This is a genomic window from Candidatus Eisenbacteria bacterium (assembly GCA_016930695.1).
Lineage (GTDB): Bacteria > Orphanbacterota > Orphanbacteria > Orphanbacterales > Orphanbacteraceae > JAFGGD01.
Map to the genome: position 1 here is coordinate 1 of JAFGGD010000044.1, position 23,748 is coordinate 23,748.

25 protein-coding genes are annotated in these 23,748 nt (G+C 64.3%); 8 read left to right on the forward strand and 17 right to left on the reverse strand.

All coding sequences use genetic code 11. From position 1 onward, the window contains the following. A partial coding sequence (locus JW958_10230) for a VCBS repeat-containing protein (GenBank protein ID MBN1826634.1) occupies positions 1-1,464 on the reverse strand: 1,464 nt, incomplete at its 3' end. 787 nt (positions 1,465-2,251) lie between these two features. On the opposite strand from JW958_10230, the gene JW958_10235 reads away from it, so the two are divergent. From JW958_10235 to JW958_10260, 6 genes are all read left to right on the forward strand, one after another. After that, positions 2,252-3,373, forward strand: coding sequence for a 4Fe-4S binding protein (locus JW958_10235; protein ID MBN1826635.1), 1,122 nt, complete (start codon positions 2,252-2,254; stop codon positions 3,371-3,373). Positions 3,374-3,378: 5 nt separating this feature from the next. Beyond that, positions 3,379-3,516 carry a hypothetical protein gene (locus tag JW958_10240; protein ID MBN1826636.1) on the forward strand — a complete coding sequence of 46 codons (138 nt, stop codon included), beginning with the start codon at positions 3,379-3,381 and terminating at the stop codon, positions 3,514-3,516. Between the two features lie 12 nt (positions 3,517-3,528). After that, positions 3,529-4,203 carry a hypothetical protein gene (locus tag JW958_10245; protein MBN1826637.1) on the forward strand — a complete coding sequence of 225 codons (675 nt, stop codon included), beginning with the start codon at positions 3,529-3,531 and terminating at the stop codon, positions 4,201-4,203. 9 nt (positions 4,204-4,212) lie between these two features. Beyond that, positions 4,213-4,830, forward strand: a complete 618-nt coding sequence (locus tag JW958_10250; protein ID MBN1826638.1) for a sulfite exporter TauE/SafE family protein — start codon at positions 4,213-4,215, stop codon at positions 4,828-4,830. 69 nt (positions 4,831-4,899) lie between these two features. After that, entirely contained in the window at positions 4,900-5,949 is a 1,050-nt protein-coding gene (locus JW958_10255; GenBank protein MBN1826639.1) for a histidine kinase, read from the forward strand. Beyond that, a complete protein-coding gene (locus tag JW958_10260) occupies positions 5,939-6,685 on the forward strand; it encodes a response regulator transcription factor (protein MBN1826640.1) in 747 nt (248 codons plus the stop codon). The genes JW958_10255 and JW958_10260 overlap by 11 nt, the downstream gene beginning before the upstream one ends. 118 nt (positions 6,686-6,803) lie before the next feature. Here the strand turns inward: JW958_10260 and JW958_10265 are convergent, their stop codons facing one another. The 3 genes from JW958_10265 to JW958_10275 all read right to left on the reverse strand — a co-directional run bounded on the left by JW958_10265 (position 6,804) and on the right by JW958_10275 (position 11,597). Continuing rightward, complete coding sequence (locus JW958_10265; GenBank protein ID MBN1826641.1) at positions 6,804-8,552, reverse strand: bacterial transcriptional activator domain-containing protein; 1,749 nt, start codon at positions 8,550-8,552, stop codon at positions 6,804-6,806. A 204-nt stretch (positions 8,553-8,756) separates the two neighbouring features. Beyond that, a complete protein-coding gene (locus tag JW958_10270) occupies positions 8,757-10,250 on the reverse strand; it encodes a NapC/NirT family cytochrome c (protein ID MBN1826642.1) in 1,494 nt (497 codons plus the stop codon). A gap of 12 nt (positions 10,251-10,262) precedes the next feature. Beyond that, positions 10,263-11,597 carry a hypothetical protein gene (locus JW958_10275; GenBank protein MBN1826643.1) on the reverse strand — a complete coding sequence of 445 codons (1,335 nt, stop codon included), beginning with the start codon at positions 11,595-11,597 and terminating at the stop codon, positions 10,263-10,265. Between the two features lie 552 nt (positions 11,598-12,149). Between JW958_10275 and JW958_10280 the strand changes: the two genes are divergently transcribed. After that, entirely contained in the window at positions 12,150-12,434 is a 285-nt protein-coding gene (locus tag JW958_10280) for an RNA-binding protein (GenBank protein ID MBN1826644.1), read from the forward strand. 176 nt (positions 12,435-12,610) lie between these two features. Here the strand turns inward: JW958_10280 and JW958_10285 are convergent, their stop codons facing one another. The 11 genes from JW958_10285 to JW958_10335 form a co-directional block, all read right to left on the reverse strand. Beyond that, positions 12,611-13,924 carry a permease gene (locus JW958_10285; protein ID MBN1826645.1) on the reverse strand — a complete coding sequence of 438 codons (1,314 nt, stop codon included), beginning with the start codon at positions 13,922-13,924 and terminating at the stop codon, positions 12,611-12,613. A gap of 40 nt (positions 13,925-13,964) precedes the next feature. Continuing rightward, positions 13,965-14,381, reverse strand: coding sequence for an arsenate reductase ArsC (locus tag JW958_10290; GenBank protein MBN1826646.1), 417 nt, complete (start codon positions 14,379-14,381; stop codon positions 13,965-13,967). Between the two features lie 13 nt (positions 14,382-14,394). Next, the gene (locus tag JW958_10295) at positions 14,395-15,075 is read right to left on the reverse strand and encodes a cytochrome c biogenesis protein CcdA (GenBank protein ID MBN1826647.1); all 681 of its coding nucleotides are present in this window, start codon (positions 15,073-15,075) and stop codon (positions 14,395-14,397) included. Further along, complete coding sequence (locus tag JW958_10300) at positions 15,076-15,486, reverse strand: thioredoxin family protein (protein ID MBN1826648.1); 411 nt, start codon at positions 15,484-15,486, stop codon at positions 15,076-15,078. A gap of 53 nt (positions 15,487-15,539) precedes the next feature. Next, complete coding sequence (locus tag JW958_10305) at positions 15,540-16,004, reverse strand: hypothetical protein (protein ID MBN1826649.1); 465 nt, start codon at positions 16,002-16,004, stop codon at positions 15,540-15,542. Continuing rightward, positions 16,005-16,586, reverse strand: coding sequence for a hypothetical protein (locus tag JW958_10310; protein MBN1826650.1), 582 nt, complete (start codon positions 16,584-16,586; stop codon positions 16,005-16,007). It abuts the gene before it with no gap. Between the two features lie 59 nt (positions 16,587-16,645). After that, entirely contained in the window at positions 16,646-17,437 is a 792-nt protein-coding gene (locus JW958_10315; protein ID MBN1826651.1) for a sulfite exporter TauE/SafE family protein, read from the reverse strand. 39 nt (positions 17,438-17,476) lie between these two features. Next, a complete protein-coding gene (locus JW958_10320; protein ID MBN1826652.1) occupies positions 17,477-17,875 on the reverse strand; it encodes a rhodanese-like domain-containing protein in 399 nt (132 codons plus the stop codon). Between the two features lie 53 nt (positions 17,876-17,928). Then, positions 17,929-18,162, reverse strand: a complete 234-nt coding sequence (locus tag JW958_10325; GenBank protein ID MBN1826653.1) for a TM0996/MTH895 family glutaredoxin-like protein — start codon at positions 18,160-18,162, stop codon at positions 17,929-17,931. A 58-nt stretch (positions 18,163-18,220) separates the two neighbouring features. Continuing rightward, on the reverse strand, positions 18,221-18,544 hold the full coding sequence (locus tag JW958_10330; protein MBN1826654.1) for a winged helix-turn-helix transcriptional regulator: 324 nt from the start codon (positions 18,542-18,544) through the stop codon (positions 18,221-18,223). 155 nt (positions 18,545-18,699) lie between these two features. Further along, entirely contained in the window at positions 18,700-19,425 is a 726-nt protein-coding gene (locus JW958_10335) for a DUF4197 domain-containing protein (protein MBN1826655.1), read from the reverse strand. Between the two features lie 131 nt (positions 19,426-19,556). Here JW958_10335 and JW958_10340 point away from each other — a divergent pair, with 131 nt between their 5' ends. Next, entirely contained in the window at positions 19,557-20,867 is a 1,311-nt protein-coding gene (locus tag JW958_10340; protein MBN1826656.1) for an esterase family protein, read from the forward strand. Between the two features lie 76 nt (positions 20,868-20,943). Here the strand turns inward: JW958_10340 and JW958_10345 are convergent, their stop codons facing one another. Both JW958_10345 and JW958_10350 read right to left on the reverse strand, forming a co-directional pair. Beyond that, entirely contained in the window at positions 20,944-22,284 is a 1,341-nt protein-coding gene (locus JW958_10345) for an ATP-dependent 6-phosphofructokinase (protein ID MBN1826657.1), read from the reverse strand. 198 nt (positions 22,285-22,482) lie between these two features. Further along, entirely contained in the window at positions 22,483-23,688 is a 1,206-nt protein-coding gene (locus tag JW958_10350; GenBank protein MBN1826658.1) for a hypothetical protein, read from the reverse strand. Between the last annotated feature and the right edge of the window lie 60 nt (positions 23,689-23,748).

The following is a 23,748-nucleotide window of genomic DNA, read 5'->3' on the forward strand; positions in this document are numbered from 1 at the left end:
CTTGTGGAACGATCCTCCGCCGTCATTCCGGTAGAGGATGTTGGGCGCGTTCTCCACCGGCCCGGTGCTCACGATGTACAGGTCCAAATCCATGTCGTTGTCGAAGTCGCCGGAGAGGACGCCGCGCCCCGAGCTGGGTTCCAGGAAGCCCGCGCTCACGGTTCGGTCCTCGAAACCGTCGCCGAGATTGACCAAATAATGATCGGACAGAGGCGGCGCTTCCGGATCCCAGCCGATGGCGGAAAGAGCGAAAATCGACTCGGTGCTCGTCACGACGAGGTTGATCGCCATCTGCGAATGCAGGATCTGCCAGCACTGGGAACAGGAGTCGTATCCGACGTACACGGCGAGTTCCGCGCCGGGCTCGTGCTCGCAGACGCCGCACACATTCGTGTCCGCGGGGGAAAGGGTGAAACAGAAGTCTTCCGGGTGACAACCGCCGGCCCCGATGAAGATCTTGTCCAAGCCGTACTTCCACTTGGGATAGAGATCGATGGTCACTTCTCCGGCGGTTTCAAAACCGACTCCCATTTCCACGGGATGGGCGGCGAGAAAGGCCACTTCCACCGTGTTGCCGTCGACCTGGAGGAAACCTTCCTCTTTCTCGCCGCGAATCATGAAGAGATCGTTGTCCAAGTCGCCGTCGAAATCCCCCGCAACGGCGTCGTTGACCCAGCTGTTCGTCGGTATTCCCAGGTCCTCCCGGATGTCCTCGAACGGCACATCCGTCATTTCGTAGACCTTCTCGGGGAAGGGGCCCGTGACATGGGTGATCAATTCGAGTCTGCCGTCGCCGGACAGATCGGCGAGCAGGGCGAATTCGTTGCCGTCTTCGCTCTGCTCCAGCCCCACCTGCTCCGACACATCCGTGAAACCGTAGGGGCCATGCCGGAACAACACCGTCGGTCCGTCGGCCGATCCCGGTCGCTGGCTCGTCGGGCGAAAAGCATCCAGCAATCCGTCCCGGTCGTAGTCCACCCAGAGGGGCATGCGCCCGCGCCCCAAAGGGTATTTCAAGCCGAGCGAGTCGGCGGATTCATCCATTTGACCTTCGTTGTTGATGAAAAAGAAATCGCGAAGAGGGAGGTAGCTCTCCGGATCGAAATCCGCCAGATGATACAGGTCCTGATCGCCGTCGTTGTCGTAATCCACCCAGGTGGCGCCGTGGGTATCGTTCCCATAAAACTCCGCCGGGATGATCTGAAACACCACGTCGACGAAACACCCGTTCCCCTGGTTCACGTAGAGTCCGGGCCGATTCCAATGGTCGACCAGCCACAGATCCGGGTATAGATCCCCATTGTAATTTCCCCAAGCCGAACCCCAACTCGGACCTACATAGCCGATCCCCGCGGCGCCCGAGACCTCTTCGAACTGAATGCCGTCCGCCCGCGCCGAAACGGCCCACGCGGCCATGACGATCACCATTCCTAGGAAGTACGATGCCCGAAGCCCCGCTTTCATCTTCGATCTCCCCTGTCACGGATGTCCGCGGTGAACCTCTTACCGATAAAAGGCGTCGTTCCCGGCTCGACCTCTCGGTTCGCCACGGCGAACGGGACCGCGGACCTCGGTCCCCCGGGTGAAAGCCGACGAACACCGCCGGGTGCGTACACCCGGTCGATTCGCGAACGGCGCGCTAGGAATCGAACTCGGTTTAGACGGCAATTGAGACAAAAGAACCGTGAACGAGAAGGTCGTCCGATCGCAAGGGACCTTCCTTCTCGTTCCGGCCTCACGGGAGAAAAGAACCAAACTCGAAACAGCGCCGTTGTCGGGCGAAACCCCGAGCCGTCTCCGGAGGCCAAACTTACTAACGCTAATAATATCAGAATATTAGGTTGAACGGCAAGAGAAAAGTGGGGTGCTCTTCCGAGCAAGGGAAACGGCGGCCGTCGCCCCCTCGTTTCTCCCTTCAATCGCGGCGAGAGAAGATTCTCCCGGCGGGTCGTTCTCCCCGACCGCCGTTCATCCCCGAATGGGAACCGTTCGTCGGCGGGTCGTCGCTAGGCGCGTGGGCGCGGGCTAAACTCCCCATAGTCACGGACGGGATGGCTTCGACGCCCGTTCCGGCGAAAAGGAGTGACCCATGCCCGCCCGGCCAAGACGCAAATCGGTTTTCACCAGCGCATTGGTTTCCTTGCTCCTGCTCCTCCTGATGAGCACCTTCGTCATGGCCGGCCACGTGGGCGACGACACGCGCCTGGCGGCCAGCGGCCTCTGGACGCTGTATCTCACCTTCATGACTTTCATGATCCTACGCACCGGGCGAACCAAGCCTTGGCGCGGCGTCTTTTTCGTCGTCTACTCCTTCTCCTTCGTTTTCATCTTCATCGGCGATCTTATCGCCGAGCGCGGCTCCATGGCGTTGACGCCCGAAATCATCGCTGCGCACGAAACCCCTCTCTGCCCGGTCGCCATTCCGCAGCTCATCCTGCCCGCGTTGCTGCGCAAGCTGCTTATTTTCCCTTCACAGATCGTGAGCGGTCATTACGGCGGTTTCTGGGCGATCTTCTTCCTCTGGCTGGTCGGTTTTCTCGCCATGGGGCGGGGGTGGTGCAGCTGGGGTTGTTTCTTCGGCGGCATCGACGAGGGATTCTCCAAGGTCCTGCGGAAGCCGCTGCTCGGCACCCGGCGGATGCCCGGGCGCCTGCGCGTTCTCCCTTACGCCGTGTTGCTGATCGTCGTGGTCTGGTCCTTTTGGACACTGGAACCGAAATACTGCTCCTGGCTCTGCCCACTCAAGTTGGTAACGGAGTATCCCGCCGTGGACAGCCCCGTCAGGTATCTGCAGGCGATCATCTTTATCACTCTCGGCATGGGTCTTCTGGTGATTCTTCCGATCCTCACGAAGAAGAGGACGCAGTGCGGCCTCTTCTGCCCGCTGGGGGCGATGCAATCGTTGATGAGTCCCCTCAATCCGTACCGCATCCGCATCGACCCCGACGCGTGCAAGGGTTGCCGGAAGTGCGAGGCGGCGTGTCCCACCTTCTCGATTGTCACGGCGACCGGGGCGGAAAACCGCCCGGCGGACGGGATCTCGTCGCGCGCCCCCATACCGATGATCACGCGCACCTGCACCCGCTGCGGCGAATGTATCTCCGTATGTCCGGAAGGGGCGATCGACTACGCGCTGGTCGGCGTGCCGGTGTATCGCCCGGCGGCCGGTGGCGAGGCGCCGTGGTGGAAACGCCTGTCGCGGGCGCCGCGGCGGATCCTGGGGGAGATTTTCGAAGCCCGGACCCTGTTCGTCTTCACCGCCGTCGCTTTCGGCGCCACGCTCTCCGGCGGTTTCGTCACCCGGACGCTCGCCGGCCTGCTCGGTCTTCTGGTTCGACCGATTCTCGTTCTCTTCGGCTCAGGGGGTGGATGATGCGGTTGCTCGTAATAATCAGAATGTCGCTCGTGTTCGCCTGGGCGATCGCGCTCGCGCTCCTGGTTCCCTTCTTCTTTCTCAACTACGGCGGTCGCTGGCTGCTCCGGGTCGCCGAACATTGGCCTCTTACACATCCATGAACGGAGGATAGAATGTCGCACAGGATCACATGTTGCTTGCTCGGACTCGTCATCGCCCTCGCGGTCTCATTCGCCGCCGCACCGGTCGCCGCCGGGGAAGCGACGGAGGCCGAGAGCCTGCTCGTCCAAGACCCGGACAACCTCTCCCTGCTGATCCGCGCCGGCAACGCCTGTCTGGCGGAAGCGCGGGCGGGGGACGGCGAAGCACTGAAGAGGGCGGAGAAGCATCTGGACAAGGCGCTGGGGCAGGCTCCCGACGATCCGTGGGTCCTGGTGCTCCACGGAAGCATGCTCGCTCTCAAGGGCCGCGACGCCATGCTTCCGATCATGAAGATGCGCCACGTGAAGGACGGGTTGAAGGAAATGGATCGCGCGGTCGAGTTGGCTCCCATGGATTTCGGGATTCGATACCAGCGAGGCGCCTTCTGTCTCAACCTGCCCGTTATTTTCGAGCGTGCCGGCACGGCCGTCGACGACTTCGAGCAACTGCTGATGATGGCCGAGCACGCGCCGGGAAGCGTGTCGGAAGGGGAAGTGCTCGGCATCAAGCTCAACCTCGCCCGGGCGAGGATGCAAAACGGCAATGCCGGCGACGCGCGCTCCCTTCTGGAGGGGATATTGGCCGGCTCGCCCGACAGCGCTTCCGCGTCGGAAGCCAAAGCCCTTCTCGCGGAGATCGACGAGTAGGGAGGCGGTATGTTCACGAAAGCCCTTCTGCTCGGGCTCTCCACGGGACCTTTCTGCCTGGTCTACTGCTTTCCCGTGCTCTTCCCCCTCTCCTGCGCCGGGGGGAAGAGCGCCCCGGGGGGCAGGCTCCGCATGCTGGGCGAGTTCAGCCTCGGACGTCTGGCCGCCTACCTCGCCTTCGGCGCCCTCGCCGGATGGCTGGGAGGGCGCTTCGAGCACCGGCTGCTCGCGTCGATGTCGGGGGCGGCGCTCGTGCTGCTCTCTCTCTTGCTGATCGCCTACGGCCTCGTGACCGGCTTTCCACGGCTCCGTCTTTGTGCGTCCTTGGGTCGAGTTCTACCTATGCGCGCCTTGCCGCTGGGGCTCGGCTTCTTCACGGGATTGAACGTCTGTCCTCCCTTTCTCGCGGCGGCTGCTTATGTCTTTACCTTGGGGCGCGTCGGGAACGGAATTGTCTTCTTCGCCGTCTACTTTCTAATGACGACTCTCTGGCTGCTCCCCCTCTTGTTGGCGGGCGCCGCAGCCCGCGTCGAGCGGGTGCGATGGCTGGCGCAGCTGTCCGCGCTGGTGGCGGGTCTTTTGTTTCTATGGATGGGACTCGGCATGTTTGCGCGAGGGGCCGCGTGACGCGGCGGGCGGACGAAAAGCCGGTAGCATCGTCGCAGGGGATCGGCTAGATTCGCTCCGGAGGGTGTCGTGAAGGAAATCGCGCGGGAAGCCGTCATTTACCAGTTGGTCGCCGCCGCGTTGGCTCTTCTCGCCCACCACGACTCGGGTTTCCTGTCCAGTCTTCCGAGCTATCTGATCATCACGAACTGCATTGCCTGGAGCATTCGATCCCTGTTCGCCTACGCCTCGAACCATCACGGTTTTCTGAAATGGCGCCGGCCCCTGCAGATCGCCTTCGGGCTTCCCGCCGTGGCCGCCGGCTGTTTCGTCGGCCTTCTGGCCGCGTCGTTGATTTTTCAAGTGTTCTTTCATCAGAGCGTTCTCGGCGGCCCGCTCTTTCTGGCGATCTTCAAGGGGAGCCTGCCCGGCGCCCTCATCGTGACGGCGCTGATTCTGAGTTATTACACGATTCGCGAACGCATGGCGAGCCAGGCTCTGGAGCAGGAGCGGTTGAAGGGCCTGCGGGCGAGGGCGGAGCTGGCGGCCCTTCAGTCCAAACTGAATCCGCATTTTCTTTTTAACACGCTGAACACCATGATCGACCTGGTGCACAAGGAACCGGACAAGGTGGAGGAGATGATCCTCGGTTTGTCGGATATCTACCGCAAGGTGCTTCACCTGCCGGCGGCCGAAAGGATCAGCCTGGCCGAGGAATTCGATCTGGCGCGGCAATACCTAGCGATCGAACAGGTCCGCCTAGGAGATCGTCTGCGTTACGACATCGATCTTCCCCGGGCGCTCGAGGCGAGGCGTGTGCCGCCGCTTCTCATACAACCGCTCGTGGAGAACGCGGTGGTGCACGGCATCACGCCCAAAACGGGCGGGGGGAATCTGTGCCTGTCGGCTATTGAGGCGGAAGGCTTCACGCGCGTCGTGGTGGAGGATGACGGCGTCGGCATCGATTCGCGGAAGAGCGGCCGTGACGGCGCGCTCCCGGTGGAGCGGAGCAGCGGCTTCGGCCTGCACAGCGCGCGCGAACGCCTGCGCCTTCTCTATGGCGGCAAGGGAATGCTGAGGATCGAATCGCCGGATAGCGGCGGGACGCGGATCACACTGGAGTTGCCCCTTGCGAATTAGAACTCTCCTCGTGGAAGACGAACTCCATTCGCTGGAGCGCCTGAAAACCCTGTTGGCGGAACGGACGGAGATTGAATTGGTGGGTGAAGCCATGGACGGACTCCAGGCGATCACCCTTATCGACGAGCGGAAACCGGAGCTGGTCTTCCTGGACATACAGATGCCCGGTGCGACCGGGTTCGAGGTGTTGGAGCGCATCGCGCACAAACCGATGGTGATCTTCATGACCGCCTATGATGAATACGCAATCAAAGCCTTCGAGGCGAACGCGCTCGATTACATACTGAAGCCGAGTTCGGTGGGGCGCGTCGCGGAGGCGGTGGCGCGCGCCCTGGAGCGCCGCCGAATCGTGGACACGCGGTTTCTCGCCTCCCTGCGCGAAGCCGTGGAAAGGGAGCCCTATCTGAAACGCTTCGCGGTGAACCGTGCGGACGAGATCCTTCTCATTACCGAAGCGGACGTGTATTGCTTCAAGGCGGAGGAGAAGTGCGTGCTACTCTGCACCGAGGACGAAGAGCACTTCATCGACATGACCCTGAAGGAACTGGAGTCGAGGCTCGACCCCGCCGTTTTCTGCCGAATCCACAAGAGCCACATCGTGTCGCTCGAAAAGGTGAAGAAGATCCAGCGCTGGTTCCACGGCGATCTCGTCGTGCAGCTCGAGGACGCGAAGAAGAGCACGCTCAAGGTGGGACGCAGCTACCGGGAGGAACTGCGCCGAAGGCTGAGCTTATAGTAAGGCGCGTTTTCTCTCCCGCGTTTTCTCTTTTCCCCCGGCCTCTAAAACGCTTTGCGGCGGCTCCCGCGACGCCGCGGCGGGCGACGTTTCGTTGCTTCATCACGGCGACGACGACCTACCGCATTATCTTCTCGTTCTCGTACCAATCCGTCGACGGTTGTTTTTGCATGAGGCGGCGGATCTCTTCGTTGGCGGCGGGGCGCTGGTTGGTGGATTTGAGAAGCTCGATGTAGTTCTGGTGGAGGTGAATGTCGTCGGGGCGTTCGCGGAAGGCGCTCCGGTAGGTCTGGTAGGTTTCGAGCATCTTCTCCTGTGACGCTCCCCTTTTCAGCTCCTCCATGCGGTGGACGGCGCGGGCGTACTTCTCCCCGTGATCGTACTGCTCGGGGAAGGGGTGGTCGTCCAGAAGCTCCAGGATGATGCCGAGAGCGCGGTGCTCGTTCCAATCGGTGTAGACGAGATAATCGGCGCACTCCTCCAGGGAGGGTGGGGCCGGCGGATCGGGTTCTCCGACGCCGAGACGAGCGCGGAGCCTCTCGACGAACGCCGGGAAAACCGTCTCGGCGATCCGATAGTTTCCGGTGAACGTGGGATGCACGTGCTCGAAGAAGAGCGTCTCCGCCGGTATCGGATCGGGACCGCCCACCAGCTCGTCGAAGCGCGACTCCAGATCGACGAGGAAAACGTCCGGCCGGGCCGCCGCGACGGAACGGATCCGGCCGTTGATGACGCCGTCGGCCCGGAAGCGGAGCCCGTCCAGATCCCGCGCCCGCAGAAAACGCTCGCGCGCCCCGGCCACGTCGCCGGCGGCGAGCAGACAACGCCCCAACCGATACTGCGACTCCGCGTGGGCGTCGTCGATCGCCAGCGCCTCGCGATAGAGCGCGATCGCCTCCTCGGTCCGTCCGTCCTCGTCCCGCGCGACCGCCCGTGCGTAGATCTCCTCCCAGCGCGCCCTCTCTTCATCCGTCAGGTCCGCCCGATGGAGCGATGCGAAGGGGGCGCTGTCCCAAAGGTTGACGGGGACGGTACAGAGGAGAACCGGCGCCCCCGCGCCCTCCGCGGCGGCGCAGATGTCGCACAGGTTGCTCTCGAAGAAGTCGTACACCCTCGCCAGGCGGGGATCGCCGGCGGCGATCGTGTTCTCGGTGTACATCTCCATGCCGCCCCACCGTTGGATCAGCTCCTCCTCGTTCCGGAAGCGCCCGGTGATCTCCTCGAGGAGCTGCCCGACCTTTGTGGCGCGCAGGCGTATTCCCAGCCGCACCAGGCCGAGGCTCCCGGCGCGGCGGCCCCCGTCGGAGGCGATCCCGTAGGGACCGATCACCTCGTTGTTCCCCAGATAGACGATGAAGAGATCCGGGTCTCGGCGGGCGAACTCTCGCGCGATGGGGAGGACCACGTGGGAGTTGGTCGCCACGATCGCTGTATTCACGAACTCGAAATCGATATCGGGAAAACGAAGGCGCGCCATCGCCTCGAGGGCGCGGGCGAAGCTGAATGTGTTGTCGGGATAACCCTGCGCCGCCGACGCGCCGAGGATGACGACACGATACGCGCCGGGCGCCTTCTCCTGCCGGAACGTGAAGAAGGGGCAGACGCGCGCGATGGATCGAGGGAAGAAGCGCCAACCAAAACGAAGGTTGACGCCATAGGTGTCCCGCCCCGGCACGGGGATGGCGAGGTCGGTCGGATATCCGTAGCCGCCGACCCGGAGGCCGAGTTCGAGCAGGAGGAGCAGAAGGAGCGGGGCCACCGCCCCAACGGCGACGGGGAGGATCCACGACCAGGGGCGCGGGAGAGGGGCACGCGCGCGCTGTTTCGCCTTCCGTTTCGCGGTTCGTCTCTTGGGGTGTTTCTTCATCCTTCTCTCCGCTTTCGCCCGCCGCCCGCGCCGCGAGGGCGCGACCGCCAACGGGTTCAACCGTCGTATCTTACCACGCCCTTGCGGTTCCCGCTCGGGGTTTGACGACCGGAAACGGTCGCAGCCGATGGGGCGTGAGAAGGGAGGCGACTCACGGTGCGGGCCGCCGCATTCAATCGGGGCGGAAGAGCGGTCGCCGCGTCGCTAGCGGCGCCACGAGTTTAAAAATTCTTCCCTTAAATATTCGTGCATCGCCATTTCCGGATCGTCTGCGACGGACGGCTGGAGAAAGCGGAACGGTTCGTCGCTCTCGAAGGAGAGAATCGAGTGGCAGAGGGTGCAGTCGTAGGGGATCGTCCCGCCGTAGGCGTCGGTCATGTTCCGGTTGTGGCAGCGAAAGCAACCGCCGCCGTTCCGGTGTCCTCGGTGGTCCGGATAGGGGTTCCAGGTCACCCGCATGCGTGGATGAATATTGCGGCGATACGATGCCTGCAGGACCTCTACGGTCCGGTCGGTTATTGATGGGTCGGCCGGCTCGAATCCCTCGGCGCCGCGCCCGTAGAATCCCTCGATCGCGCTGCGGATGCCGGCCATGGCGGCGGCGGAATCGCCGTAGGCACCGGTGAGCGCCGCAAGCGCCTCCCGCTTGAGCCAGGGGAGCCCGGGGTCGAGGTCTCTCTCGCGGATTAGACGGTCCACCGCATGCTCCGGATCCTCATATACGTGTGTCGCCCGGTTGTGGCAGTCTACGCAGTCGAGAATCCTCTCCTCACGGAAGAGCGTGTCCGCCGGGTCGAGGGCGCGGTTTTCGTAGCGCCAGAAATCATCCCCCTTGCGGACCTCCACCCAGGCCATTCTTTCCCGTGACTCGTCGGCCGCCGCGTAGAGGATTTCGTTTCGCGCGGCCACGTGCCAGTGTATTTCGCCACGGTTCTCGCCTCGTCCCGATCCGACCTTGAGAGAGAGCGCGCTGTATCGAGGTGTCGAGAGGCGATCCAGAGCGCGCTTCGGGAAAATCCGGATGCGATCGCCGTAGAATTTGTCCGGCCAATGGCAGCGTTCGCAAGTCTCGCGGGCGGGGCGGAGTTGCCGCACCGGCGTAGGGATCGGCCGTTCGTACAGGTCGAAAGTGGCGGAGACGACCTGCCAGAGGCCGTTCAGCTTGGAATCGATCAGTGCCCCCGCCCCTTCGCCGACGTGGCACTCGACGCATTTCACGTGTGCGTGGGGAGAAACCTGGTAGGTGTTCCACTCCGGGTGCATCACCGAATGACAGGCCGTGCCGCAGAATACGGGTTCGTCCATGAAGTGCAGTATGCGGGCGCCGCCGGCGCCGAGAAAGAGGACGTTGATCAGGGTGAACACGGCGATGGTGGATACCAATCTGCTTCCGGTTGCGCGTGGCCGGACCATTTCGCCGCTGAATCGCTCGGCGAGGGGGTCCGCGACGGAACGGGCCTTCGACGAGCGCAGGTAGATCCGCCAGCCGATCGGGATGAGCGCGAGCCCGAGAAGGAAAAGCGCCGGCAGCGTCATATAGGTGACGAGCCCCGTGTAGGCGTTGGTCAGCACACCCAGAAGGCGGAGCGCCTCCAGGAAGAGGAAGAGGAGGAAAGCGGAGGTGGTGAGCACCACTCCCGCCGTTCCCACCCAATTCGCGGAGAGGCCGATGACGAAGAGACGAAAACGGCGGATCATGACCGGCTGCTCCTATTCGGGCGCGAGGAGGTCGGTATAGACCTTTTGCAATTTCCCGGACCGGATCTCCGCCTGGATCTCCTCCGTCGGCCGGTTGATCCATGCGTGCATGGGATCAAGGGTGAGTAATTCGTCGATCCGGGCGTTTACGTCTCCGTCGCCGTAGTCGCGCGCCTCGGGAAGGAACTTGAAATAGAAATGTTTTGCTACGTCGTAGATGCCGTGCCACCATGTGTAGTCGGGTCCCATCATCGCCGCGCCGTGGCGGGCCCGCCGCCCTTCGTGGTGCCAAAGCTCCCAGTAGGTCCACTCGATTCGGTTGCCGAAGGAGGCGGGGCGCTCGAGCAGCCCTTTCTCTCGAATCATCTTCATGATTTCGCCCGACGGTCGCGCGAACTTCTCGTCATAGAGACGGACCACGCCGTCCATCTGCGCGTAATGCCCTTCGACAAAGAGGTTGCCGTGGCAGTTGATGCATACTTCGAGCATGGCGCCTCGCCGCTCCCGCCAATTTTCCTTCTTCTTAGAGATCGGCGGGCGGAGGGACCAGGAGATGCGGCCGCCCACGTCGTGGGAAGAGGACGAAACGGGCGTTGCCGACATGTGGCAGGTTGCGCAGGTGGGCGCGTTGAAATAGTCCGCGCCGACCACCCAGCGGTCCGCGTCGATATTCATGGACTCCAGGTGGGTTCTATAGGCGTTCCCGTGTTTGCTCTCTTCGTAGACTTCTTTCTGCGGGTGGTCCGGGCCGAGGTGACATTTGCCGCACGATTCCGGTCTTCGCGCTTGCCCCTTGGAGAAAGCATGTCGGGTGTGGCAAGCGTTGCAGGATCCCTTGCTCCCGTCAGGGTTCAGGCGGCCGATGCCGGAGTTGGGCCAGCTCTCCCTGGCGAGGCGGTTGGGAGAATCCGGGTCGATACGCACCTTGCAGCCGTGGCAACTCTCGCAGCCGGCGATGGCGACCGGCCGGCCGCCGGCGGCGTGGGCGAGGTAGGCGTCCTGTGATTCGAGGATCAGACCCGCCGTGGCGTGGTAGGAGTGATCCACCTGCTCCATCTCGCGGGGATGGCAGGAACCGCAATCCTTCGGCGTGACGAGCGTGGCGATGACCGCTCCTTCGTGCTCGAAGGCGTCCGGCTCCCCCCGCTCGGCTCCGTGGCAGTCGACGCAAGTGATGTTGTGAACGGCGTGCTCCGACGCGTACCACTGTCGGTAGAGGCCGGGCGAGACTTCCTTATGACAGGTCATGCACCGGCCGGCGACGTTTTCGACCGGCGATGCCGCGAATGCAAAAAACGCGCAGACCACCGAGACGAGCAAGGGGATCAGGGCGTGGGACCGTTTCATGACCGCACACCTCCGGTCGAGTGTGGATATTGGCGGGACGCCCACGAGTCTAGGGAATGTGCGTACGGCATATCGAGAGAAATCGGAGGACCGGAGAGCGCGGCGCCGGGTCGTACCCCCTCCGGATCGCCTTTTCGCCCCCGGCAGACCCCGAAAAGGGGTGCGTCCGGGACATTTTCAAATATTTTTTACGTGCCGTCCCCACGATGGCCCGGACTTAACCGACTTATTATCAACAACATGGGGCCGGCCCGGCTCCGGGAATCCGGTTTCGCGGGAGAGGGGGAGAAGTTTATAGTTTGACAACCATCGGTCGAGGACGATATCTTTAGTACAGCTGTGGGATAGTCCTACCGAGTCGACTCACCGTTTGCGCCCTCGTTGAATCGAAGATCGGTTTTGGAGTGATGTTCCCGAGCTTGCGCGAAGAGAGGGTCTCTTCGGGGCGAGAAGAGAGAAGTTCGAAAGGTAGGAGAAGAGCGGAGGAACCGCGTCGTCTCACCGATCGGACAGTGTTCGATTAGGGCGGAAATGGAAGAGAAGGATCCTGTTATGAAGTTGTACATCGGAAATCTGCCTTTCAGTGCGACCGAAGCCGAGATTCGTGAGCTGTTCTCCAAGCACGGCACGGTGGAAGAGGTCAATCTGATCACCGATCGTGACACGGGCAGACCGCGTGGATTCGGTTTCATCGAGATGGACGAAGCCGGAGCGAACGCGGCGATCAGCGCGTTGAACGGCACGGACATGGACGGTCGTTCGCTTACGGTCAATCCGGCTCGCGCCCGCGAGAACCGCGGTGGCGGCGGCGGCGGCGGCCGGCGCGATCGCTGGTAGATTACCGCAATCGCCGCGGGGGACGTCTACGACGTCCCCCGCTTTTTTTTGTCCGCGTCGTGGAATCCGGGACTCACGCATTCGTGGGAACGCATGGGGAACCGGCGCGCTAAAAAAACACAACTCGACGCCCCCGGTGGAGTTCCGCCGGGGGCGTTTTCCGGATCACGGGAAGCCTATTCCGTGAAGGCGCCGAAGATCATTCCGCTGACCGTCGCCATGACGATCACGAGAATGACGAAGGCGATTGTCTTCCGCGTGCCGATCACGCTCCGGATAACGAGCATGTTGGGGAGGCTGAGCGCCGGTCCGGCGAGGAGAAGGGCGAGGGCGGGTCCCTTCCCCATTCCCGCGCCGAGGAGTCCCTGGAGGATCGGCACCTCCGTGAGCGTGGCGAAGTACATGAAGGCGCCGGCGGCGGAGGCGAAAAGATTCGCTCCCAAAGAATTGCCGCCGACGAGAGAGGCGATCCACCGGCTCGGGATGAGCCCCTCCTCGTTCGGCCGGCCGAGGAGCGCGCCGGCGACGAGCACGCCGAGGAGGAGGAGCGGAAGGATCTGCTTGGCGAATCCCCAGGCGGAACCGAACCACTCCGACGCTTCTCCGCGGCCGCGGGCCGTGAGAACCGACAAGGCGAGCGCGCCGGCGGCGAAGGGGATCACGGGCGTTTCCCGGAAGAGGAACGCGAGCGCGCCCGTTGTCGCCGCCGCCGCGACGAGCCACGCCCGCCGGACTCCGAACCATGTGCCGAGCATGACGCCCAACGCCGCCGCGCACCCCGCCGTCAGGAACCATTTGGCGAAATAGATCGCCGCCCAGACGCCGCCGTCTCCCCGCGGCGCGCCCCAGTTCGCGAAGACCAGTATCCCGACGAGTGAGGCGAAGAGAAGGGCCGTTTGATGGAGAGGCCGTCCCTCTTCGGGCGCCGGCATCGCCGCCGCGGCCGCCGCCTTTTCCTTCTCTTCGCGCAGGAAGAGGAGGTGCATGAGCACGCCGATCACCACGCTGAAGAGGATCGCGCCGGCGGCGCGCGCGATTCCCATCTCCAGGCCGAGCACCCGCGCGGTGAGCACGATGGCGAGCACGTTGATCGCCGGCCCTGAGTAGAGGAACGCCGTCGCCGGTCCGAGTCCGGCCCCCATCCGGTGGATCCCCGCGAAGAGGGGGAGCACCGTGCAGGAGCATACGGCAAGGATCGTCCCGGAAACGCTCGCCACGCCGTAGGCGACGATCTTGTTCGCCCCCGCGCCCAGATACTTCATGACCGAAGCCTGGCTGAGAAAGACGGATATGGCGCCGGCGATGAAGAATGCCGGGACGAGGCAGAGAAGGACGTGCTCCCGGGCGTACCAGCGGACCAGGTGAAACGCCTCGAAGAGAAAGTGGGGGAGGGGGAGGGCCCGTTCCAGCGCTTCGGCGGGGAAAAAGTAGGCGGCGAGGAAACCTCCCGTCATGAGAAGAAGCGCCCCTCGTTCCTTTTTCCATCGCATCATTCCGCGGCCCTCTTTTCTTGATCCGATGAACGCGGGATCACTCCCCTTCGGCCAGGTATCTCACGATTCTCGCGCGGATGCCGTCGCGCACCTCCCGAAAGGCGGCGAGACGCTTCTCCTCGTCTCCGGTCGCGTGGATCGGATCCGGGAAGGGCCAATGGAGGCGCGCCTTCGCGTCGGGGAAGAAGGGGCAGTTGCGGGCCGCGTGGTCGCACACGGTGACGACGAGGTCGAAGGTGTCCCCGAGAAAATCGTCGATCCCCTTGCTCCAATGCCCGGAGATGTCGACGCCGATCTCCTCCATGGCGCGGACGGCGAGGGGGTGCACCCATCCCGCCGGCGCGGCGCCCGCCGAGTGGGCTTCCCACTCCCCATTCCCCAACTCCCGCCAGAGCCCCTCCGCCATTTGGGAGCGGCAGGCGTTTCCGGTGCAGACGATCAAAACCCGCTTCATGGGAGCACCATCCTTACGTAGTAAAAAGAATCGAAATTCCCACGACGAGAACGAGCGCGCCCGCCGCGCGGCGGGCGACGACGAGGCCGCGGGTCCAGCCGCGCGAGTTCGCCATCTTCTGCACGAGGCCCATGGACGTGCCGCCGGCGAGGACGAGCCCGCAGTGGCCGAGGCTGTACGCGCCGAGAAGGATCGCGCCGAAGGCGGTCCCTTTCAGCGGCACCACCGCGAGGAGGGCGAGGAGAATCGGTCCGGCGCAGGGGAGCGACACGAGCCCGAAGAGGAGCCCGAGCAGGAAGGCCCCCGGCAGACCGCCGCCCACGCGGGGGAGACGGGAGAGGCCGGGGGGGGACCAGCGGAAAACGCCCACCAGATGCAGTCCCATGAAGAGGCAGACCGCGACCGCCACATAGCGCCACCAGGAGGCGCGGAGCATCGAGCCGGCCGTCCAGGCGACGAGGAAGAGGAGAGCGAACATCGCCGTGAGCCCGGCCGCGAAGCCGAGGGAGAGGAGGAAGGAACGGCGCACGCCCGCCCTCTCCTGCCCCGCCACGTATCCGATCATGAGAGGGACCATGGCGATCACGCAGGGATTCGCGGCGGTGAGCAGCCCGCCGGCGAAGGCGGCGAAGGGGGCGGCCCATAGGTTCCCTTGAACCGCGGCGGCGAGGCTCTCGGCGGCTCCTTCGAACAACTACTCCACCCCCATTTCCGCGAAGCGGGCGACGATCTCCTCTTTCGAGAGGAAGCCCTCGTGTCGCCACACCTCGTTCCCCTCGCGGTCGAAGAAGATCTGCGTGGGAATGACGCGAACGCCGTGGCGGCGCCCTTCTTCCGGATCGATACGAACGTCTATGAAGCGGACCTCCGCCCGCCCGGCGTACACGCCGCGCAGCTCCTCCAGGATCGGCGCCATCTTTTGGCAGGGGATGCACTTGTCCGATCCCAGATCGACGAGACTCGGGAGCGTCTCCCGCGCGGGCGCCTCCACCGCCGTCGCGCCTTCCGCGCCCTCGCCGCGCCGGGCGCGCTCTCTTGCGTAGGTGACGGCCAGAAAGAGCAGCACCGCGAAAAGAAGAATGGAGACCAAACGTTGATGTTTCATCTACTCTCCTCGAAATCGATGTCGTGACGGGGGAGGCACTGAGGAGGGACCGTCTAGCGACAGGCTTCGCGCAGCTTCGCCTCAAGCTCCTCGACGGGGACGAACCCCTCCTTCCGCCACGTCTCGTTCCCATAACGGTCGATGAGCACGGTGGTGGGGAACGTCTTGGTCGCGGTTTTCTCTCGGTCCCGGTGGACCGGCAGATCCAGGTAGGCGACCACGGCGCGGTCTTCATACTCCCCGGCGAGGCGATCCACCGCCGCCTTCATGTCGCGGGATTCCTCGTTGTCGCCGGCGAGAACGAGGAGACGCGGCAGGTCCGCCCGCCATTCGCCCGTCGTCTCGGCGGGGAGATCCGCCGTCCAGGGGCGGGCCTCCTCGGTCCGTTCCGTCTCAGCGGGCGTTGTCGTCGTCGGGCCGTTCGGCCCGCGCGTCTCCCGGCTCCGCATGAAAAGAGCGACCAAAATCCCGAGTACGATGAATACGACCGCCTGGACCATGGAACGGCGATGGATCATTTAATCACTCCGCCGGGAATCCGACCCCGACTCGGGACCGGTGTTCTCCGATTCCGGCGTCTTCGCGCCGGCCTCTCCGCTCAGGAACGCCTCGACCTCGCGGCGCACGTAATCCTGAACATTCCGCTTCTCTTTCTCCAGAAAAAGATCCCACAAGCGATCGAGCCGTTTCCACTCGGTCGTCGCGCCGTTTTCCCGACGAACGAGAACCACGGTCTGCGTGCCGGCGCCGAAGGTCCCGGCGAGGTGAGCGTTCTCCTCCGTGTCCATGTCGATGGACCGCCATTCGAGAACGCCGCCGGCGATCGCGTCCGCGAAACCGGTCTCGACCGCTTCCCGGGCGTACTCCTCGATGGTGAGGCAGGACCGGCAACGAAGCGTGTGGTGGCAGTAATACGCGATGTACTCCGGCGAGGCGGGAAGGTCGGCCGCCCGTTCCGGTGTCTTTTCCGCCGGGAACGACGCCACCGCGCCGCCCTCCATTCCGCGCGGTGCGCCGGCCACGGCCGCGCCCCTCAGGACCGCTCCGGCGAGCAGAATCCCGGCGAGCAACGGAGAGAGCTTGAAAAGACGCAGCTTCATTGAGCGCTTCCTCTCTTTCGGGATCGGATCCGTGCGACGATGCCGCCGGCCGATCCCTCCTAGCGCGTCATCGCGGCGTTCACGCAGAGGAAAACCGCCGCCGCGAGTGTCGTGATCGCGAAGATCCTCTTCAGCACTTTCGGCTTGGTGCGGAGCGTCAACCTGCCTCCCAGAACGCCCCCCGCGATCGCCGCCGCGGTCTGCGGGAGAATCCAAACCGGATCGAAGGCGCCCCGGCTGAGATGCCCGAGGAAGCCCATGAACGCGGTGGCCGCCACCATGACCGTCGCGGTTCCGACGGCGAGCCGCATCGGCAACCGGCAGGCGAGCACCATGAGCGGCACCAGGAAGGAACCTCCCGAGACGCCGACCATGCCCGCGAACAATCCCGTGGCGAGGGCGACGGGGACGGCGATCCGGAGATCCACCGCGTATGTCCCTTCTCCGGCACGAAATCTCCAGGTGAGCACGCCGGCCGGCGGGGCTCCTTCCCGTTCGCGTATCGGGAGAAGCATCAGAATTCCCGCGAGGACGAGCATCCCCGCGAATACCATCTTGAGCGTCCAGCCGTCGATGCCGTGGGAGATGAAGCCGCCGACAAAAGCCATCAGGCTCGTGGTGAGCCCGATAAAAATCGCCATCGGCCAGACGACGGCGCGGTGCTTCTGGAAAACGATCATCGCCGCGAGCGACGTGGAGGCCATGAGAAATTGTCCGGTGGTGGCCGCCAAGTGCATCGAAGCGCCCACGACGAGCTGAAGGAGGACATAGAAATTGCCGCCCCCCCGGCCGGCGATGGTCATGAGCACCGCGATGACGAACACCAGGATGCTGACCCATCCGACGCTCATCGTCGTTCCCCTCGGTGGTGCGTGCGGTTCATCGTGCGGCTATCCCCGGCGTGCGCGGAGCCGCCGAGACAACTTCCCCGGTGTCAGTTCCGGCAGGAGCGCGTCGTATCCCGATAAAAGGATCTTCGCGTTTTCGTACCCGTGGGCGCGGAGGTAGAAGTACGCCATGGTGGAGCGGGTATGCGACGAGCAGAACAGCCCCACCGTTTTGTCCCTCGGGATCTCGGACAGGCGCTCCGGCAACTCGTCGAGGGGGAGGGAAATGGTTTTGAGCAGCTCCTCCGGCCGGAGGTCGATGATCGCCCGCTCTTCGTCGGATCGGAGGTCGACCAGTATCGTGTCCGGTCCTTCGAGTAGTCTGTCGGCCGTGATCTTGAAGCGGCCTTCGCCTATAAAAGCGAAGTCCATCTCACGAAGAACGGCATCGAAGTCCGCCATGTCGTCACTCCTTGCGGCCGGGGAGCGCCGGGATTTCCGTTACATTCCTTGCGTCAGTCTTGGAGCATTCCTCGGATCTTTTCCACCGAGGGCACCTTTCCGGAAATTCGGATCACGCCGTCCACGGCGAGGGCGGGGGTGAGGAGAACTCCGCGGGAGGCCATCTCGGCGATGTCGGACACCTTGATCAGCTCGTAGTCGATACCGAGCCCCTCCGCGGCCTCGCGGGCCGCCCCCTCCAGGGCGTTACACTTGGGACAGCCGGTCCCGAACACTTCGATCTTCATGTTTTCTCTCCACGCCCGGCGCCCGGCGCGGGCGCCCGCGATTCGCCGGCGAGTCGGTTCACCCGGAGAGGAGCTTTTTCTGCGCCTCCAGGTTTTCCCGGAGGACCGACTCGATGCAATCGAACATCCCGCCCAGACAGCGGCAGGTGATCCGATAACGATGGGTCGTTCCCTCTTTGCGGGCGGCCACCAGGCCGATCTCGCGCAGAAGGGTGAGGTGCTTGGAAACCGTCGACTGGTCCACGCCGGCGAGCTCGGTCAACTCATTGACACACAACTCGTTATGTCCAAGAGCGTCCAAAAGGAGCAGGCGGGTGGGATGGGCGATCGCCTTGGCGATCCGCGCACGCGCGTCATATTGCTGTGGCGATTTCAGGTTCATGGTACTATGGCAATATTAGCATATATCCGTGGTTCGTCAAGGGGGGAGGGGAGGAAACATGCCCGCCGTTCTCTCCGCACCCGTGCGCGTTCACGTACACGAAGAGAAATCGAAATCGGGAAGCCGGATGAATCCGGTACCGAAAGTTCGCTCCTTTACGATTTCCCGCCGAACACTCTTTTCAAGAGCGCGGTCGTGCGGGCCGCCGGATCCTCGCGGATCTTTCCCTCTTCCTGGGCGAGGACGGTGAAGAGACCGCCGAGCGCCCTCTCGGTCACGTAATCGGTCAGATCGACCGCCGGAGTGGTGACGAAGGGGAGGGCGTTGTAGCGCGTCGACAGGTCTCCGTAGATCCGCGCGAGCCCGACCTCTTCCATTTTTTCCGAGACGATCGGCCGGAAGCGCCCGCTCAGCTCTTCGGTGGTTTTCTCCTGAAAATAATCGGTCGCCGCCCGGTCGCCGCCGTTCAGGATGCCGAAGGCGTCGGCGATGGTCATCTGGGTGATGGCGGAGACGAAGACATCCGTCGCCTCGCCGGCGGCCAGTTCCGCCGCCCGGTTCATCGCCGTCTCCATTTCATCCACCTGGCCGCCGAGGCCGACCGTGCGGAGCGTGCCGGCCATCGACTCCAGCTGTTCCGGCATGGCGATCCGGATCAGCTCGTTGCCGAGGAATCCGTTCAAGGCCGACGTGACGGAGACGGTCCGGTCGGTGCCGACGCGGAGCGCCTCTTTGAGGCCGGCCGCGACGGTCGATTCGTCGAGGGGACCTCCGCCCCCGCCGAGGAGCCCGCCGAGGGTTTGTTCGGCGGCGCACCCTCCGAGCGCGAGGGGGACGATCAACAGCAAGGCGATGGCGACGGAACGAAGAGGGGCATCCATCGGTTTCTCCTTTGTAATTAGGGACAGTCACCTATTACCGTTACAGTGTACTCCGTTTCGAATCAGGCGATAGGAATAGGTGTCCATCTGAATAGATGGCTGTCCCCCATACCAGTCCGGGAGGCCGAACGATGAAGAGGATCCCACGCACGCGCCGCCGCGCGTTCCCCCTCGCCGCGCCCTTTCTTTTCGCAGCCCTCATCGCCGCGCCCGCGGCGGCGGAGGAGACCGACAGGACCGCGCCGATCACCGAATGTCCTCGCGAAGAGATCTTCCCCTCCTACGGCGCCTTTCTGGCGGAACTCGACCGCGTCACGGCGATCGAAGATGGGGAGGAGCGTGTCGACGCGCTCGACGCGCTCTGGCTTCGCCTCCGCGAGGCGAACCAGGTCCCCTTCGTGGCGGGCGATTCCGTCGCCTTCCTTTATCGCGGGCCGGCGCGCGCGGTGGAGTGGAGGGGGGACTGGAACGGTTGGGGGAACGGCGGTCCTCTCGGCTACGGCGCCGGTCGCCGGCTCGGCGCGTCCGACCTCTGGCTCTGCGAAGCGGTCTTCCCGCTCCGCGCGCGCCTCGATTACAAGATCGTGCTGAACGGCTCCGAATGGATCCTCGACCCGGTGAACCCCCTCCGGCAGGTGGGAGGCTTCGGGCCGAACTCGGAACTCCGGATGCCGGGCTTCGTCTATCCGATGGAGACGGTGCGCCGGCCGGGCGGGCCGCGCGGCCGGTTGGAGGGGCCGTACACTCTGCCGAGCGCCGCCCTCGGCTACGACGTGAACGTCCTCGTCTATTCGCCCCCCGGCGCGGACACACTCTCCGACATGCCGGTCGTTTTCGCGACCGACGGCCACGAGTACGCCGCCGACGACATGGGGAGCATGGTGATCGTCCTCGACAACCTGATCGGCGACGGGAGGATCGAGCCGCTCACGGCGGTTTTCATCGACCCGCGCGAGGTGGGCGTCCCCTCCCACAACCGCCGCGGCGAACAGTACACGGCGCGCGAAGACTTTCTCCGTTTCGTCTGCGACGAGTTGGTCCCTTGGACGGAGGGGCGCTACGCCGTGAGGCGGGACGCGGCGGGGCGCTGCATACTCGGCACCTCTCTCGGCGGGCTGAACGCCGCCTACTTCGGCGCCATGCGCCCCGACATCTTCCGTAATCTGGTCGTCATGTCCCCCGCCTTTCGCGATTGGCCGGAGGTGATCGACCGCTACCGCGATCTCGATCCCGGCGGGGCGCGGGTTTTCCTGAGCGACGGCCTTCTGGGGGATATCGGAGACGCGGCGCGTCTCGCCGGCGTCCTCGAGGAGAGGCGCTTCGATTTCTATTATGTGGAAATGAACGAGGGGCACTCCTGGGGGCAGTGGCGCGCCGTGCTGGACGACGCCTTCCTTTATCTCTACGGGATCGGCGGGGACGCCGCTTCGCCGCGGGAGTGAGCGCGGCCGCGGGCGGGCGCGCGCGTGAGTTCGCGGGGTTCGTGGCGGCGCGCGCCGCCGCCGGTCGGAGTCGGCATCAGAGTTCGTCGGTCTCTTCGTCGACGACGCGGCGTCCGAAGAACGCCGGCTGGGCGGTCGCCTCGAGGACCGCCATCCAGAGGCGCCCCTCGGTCGAGATCCGCTTTTTGCGTGACGTGGCGAGCGGGATCGGAACGTGGATGAATGTGTCGTGGCGCGTCCCGATCAGCAGGTCCGTCTTCCCCGCCATGGCGGCGTGGACGGCGTGGCGCGCCAGATCGTTGCAGAAGACGCTGTCCTCGCCGTTCGCGCGGATGCTCCGGATGATGTAGCTCGGGTCGATGTATTTCAGATCGACGGGGTCGCCGATCCCCTTGAAGTACGCGCCGATTCGTTCCTTCAAGAAGGCGCCGATGTCGCGGAGCCGCACGTTCCCCGAGGCGTCCTTCTCCGCCTCCGCCGCGAGATGGTCCTGCCCCGCCCCCTCGGCGACGACGATCACCGCGTGGTGCCTCTTCGCCATCCGCCCCTCCAGAACCTTCAGGAACCCTTCGTCGCCGTCCATGTCGAAGGGAATTTCGGGGACGAGGACGAAGTTCACTTCCTGGCTGGCGAGGGTGGCGCCGGCGGCGATGAACCCGGCGTGGCGCCCCATCACGCGAACGAGGCCGATGCCGCGCCGCGTCCCCTTCGCCTCGGCGTGGGCGCAGTCGATCACCTCGCGCGCTTTCTCCAGCGCCGTGCTGTAGCCGAAGGACTTCGCCACGAAGGGGATGTCGTTGTCGATCGTCTTGGGGATGCCGACGACGGCGACCGGCGCGCCCCGTCGCGCGAGTTCCTCGTGGATCGCGTGGGCGGCGCGCTGCGTGCCGTCGCCGCCGATGCAGAAGAGCATGTCGATGCCGCGGCCGAGGAGGAAGTCGACCATCACCGCCGGTTCCTGCGGCCCGCGGGTGGAGCCGAGCACCGTCCCGCCCTCTTTATGGATGTCCTCGACGAAATCGAGGGTGAGGGGGATGGGCGGGTCGCCCACCTTGGGATTCAGGCCGCGCAAGCCGTGCCGGATGCCGAGCACCTCGGCCACGCCGTACTGATGCCGGAACTCGTGGACGATCGCGCGGATCACGTTGTTCAGGCCGGGGCAGAGCCCGCCGCAGGTGACCACCGCCGCGCGCGTCTTCGCCGGATCGAAGAAGATGCGCTCCCGCGGGCCCGCCTTCTGGAAGCGGAGGTCTTCGCGGGGATCTTCGCCCGGGACGCGTTCGGCGAGGTAGAGGACGCGCGTTTTGTCCCGGATGAAGTTGCCGATTCCGTCGCCGCGGATCGTGGAGAAGTTGAGGGGCGACGCGTGGGCCCTCTCGCCCAGTTCGCGGATTTTGAGATCTTCCGTACGGATCATGGACTTCCTCACCGGTAAATAGGGACAGTCACCTATTTCCAGGGTTCCCCGTGATTGTGGGCGGGCGAGGGGGCGGGGTCAAGAGGAGAGGGGGGCGTTCGGTACCAGTCGTTCGGTACCAGATACCTTTCCGCTCGCCCTGCTCGCGAAAAGGTATCTGGTACCGATAAAGCACCGAAAAAGCAGGCTCCCCTTTCCCTACCGCCAGAGCTGCTTCACCGATCCCCAGGAGGAATTATCTGTCGCGGCAATTTTATTGTACGGTTCTTTGTCGTACTGCCGGAAGACGACCCAGCCGCCGGAATCGTTCGGATCGGGGCGGACGACGAACTCCTGGTCGGAGGCGACGAGGAAAAGAGTCACCCCGTCGGGGGATTGGGGGTTCTCCACTTCGACGCGGAGGTCGACGGAGCAGGTGACTCTGTACCACGTCTCTCCCTCCGGAGGGAGGTCGGGTCCGAAGCTGGTCGTCTCCAATCGCTTGGTGATGTTGGAGAGGGCGAGGTCGATGGAGTTCACGTGCTGGCCGTCCGGATTCTGCCACCCGCCGAACATCCGCCCGGCGATCCGGATCTCGTCCTCTCGGTCCCACCACTCCACCGGGTAGCCGGGGCCGATGTTGTTGGGATCCAGCTCGAAGATGTACAGGGAGTCGAGCAGTTCTTCGTAGGCGGTGCTGTCCTCCGCGTCGTAGACCTCGGCGAAGCGGGTGATCAGTTTCTCCGGCGTGTCGGCCGTGGTGTATGTGTCTCTCTCCCGAAAAAGCCCCTTCACCGCGCCCCAGGAGGCCTCCTCTGTCGCGGCAATTTTATTGTACGACTCTTTGTCGTACTGCCGGAAGACGACCCAGAGGTCCGGATCGTCCGGATCGGGGCGGACGACGAACTCCTGATCACAGGCGACGAGGAAGAGAGTCACCCCGTCGGGGGATTGGGGGTTCGTCACTTCGACGCGGAGGTCGACGAAGCAGGTGACCCTGTACCACGTCTCTCCCTCCGGAGGGAGGTCGGGGCCGTAACTGGTGTTGTCGATCTGGGGGGTGATGTTACCGAGGGCGAGACTGATGGAGTTCGCGTGCTGGCCGTCGGCGTTCGTCCATCCGGAGAACATCCGTCTCGCGATCTGGATCTCGTCCTCTCGGCCCCAATACTCCACGGGGTCCTCCGGATCGATATTGTTGGGATTCAGCTCGAAGATATACAGGGAGTCGAGGAGCGCCTCGTAGGCGGTGCTGTCCTCCGCGTCGTAGACCTCGGCGAAGCGGGTGATCAGTTTCTCCGGCGTGTCGGCCGTGGTGTATGCGTCCCCGTTCCCGCCGCCGGCCGGGTTGTCGTCATCGTCGCACGCGGCGGCGAGGAAGAGGACGGGGAGGATGAGAAGAAGGACGGCGATCGATCGTTTCATCGGTTCATTCCTCGTGGTTGTAACCAGATACCTTTTCGCTCGTCCTGCTCGCGAAAAGGT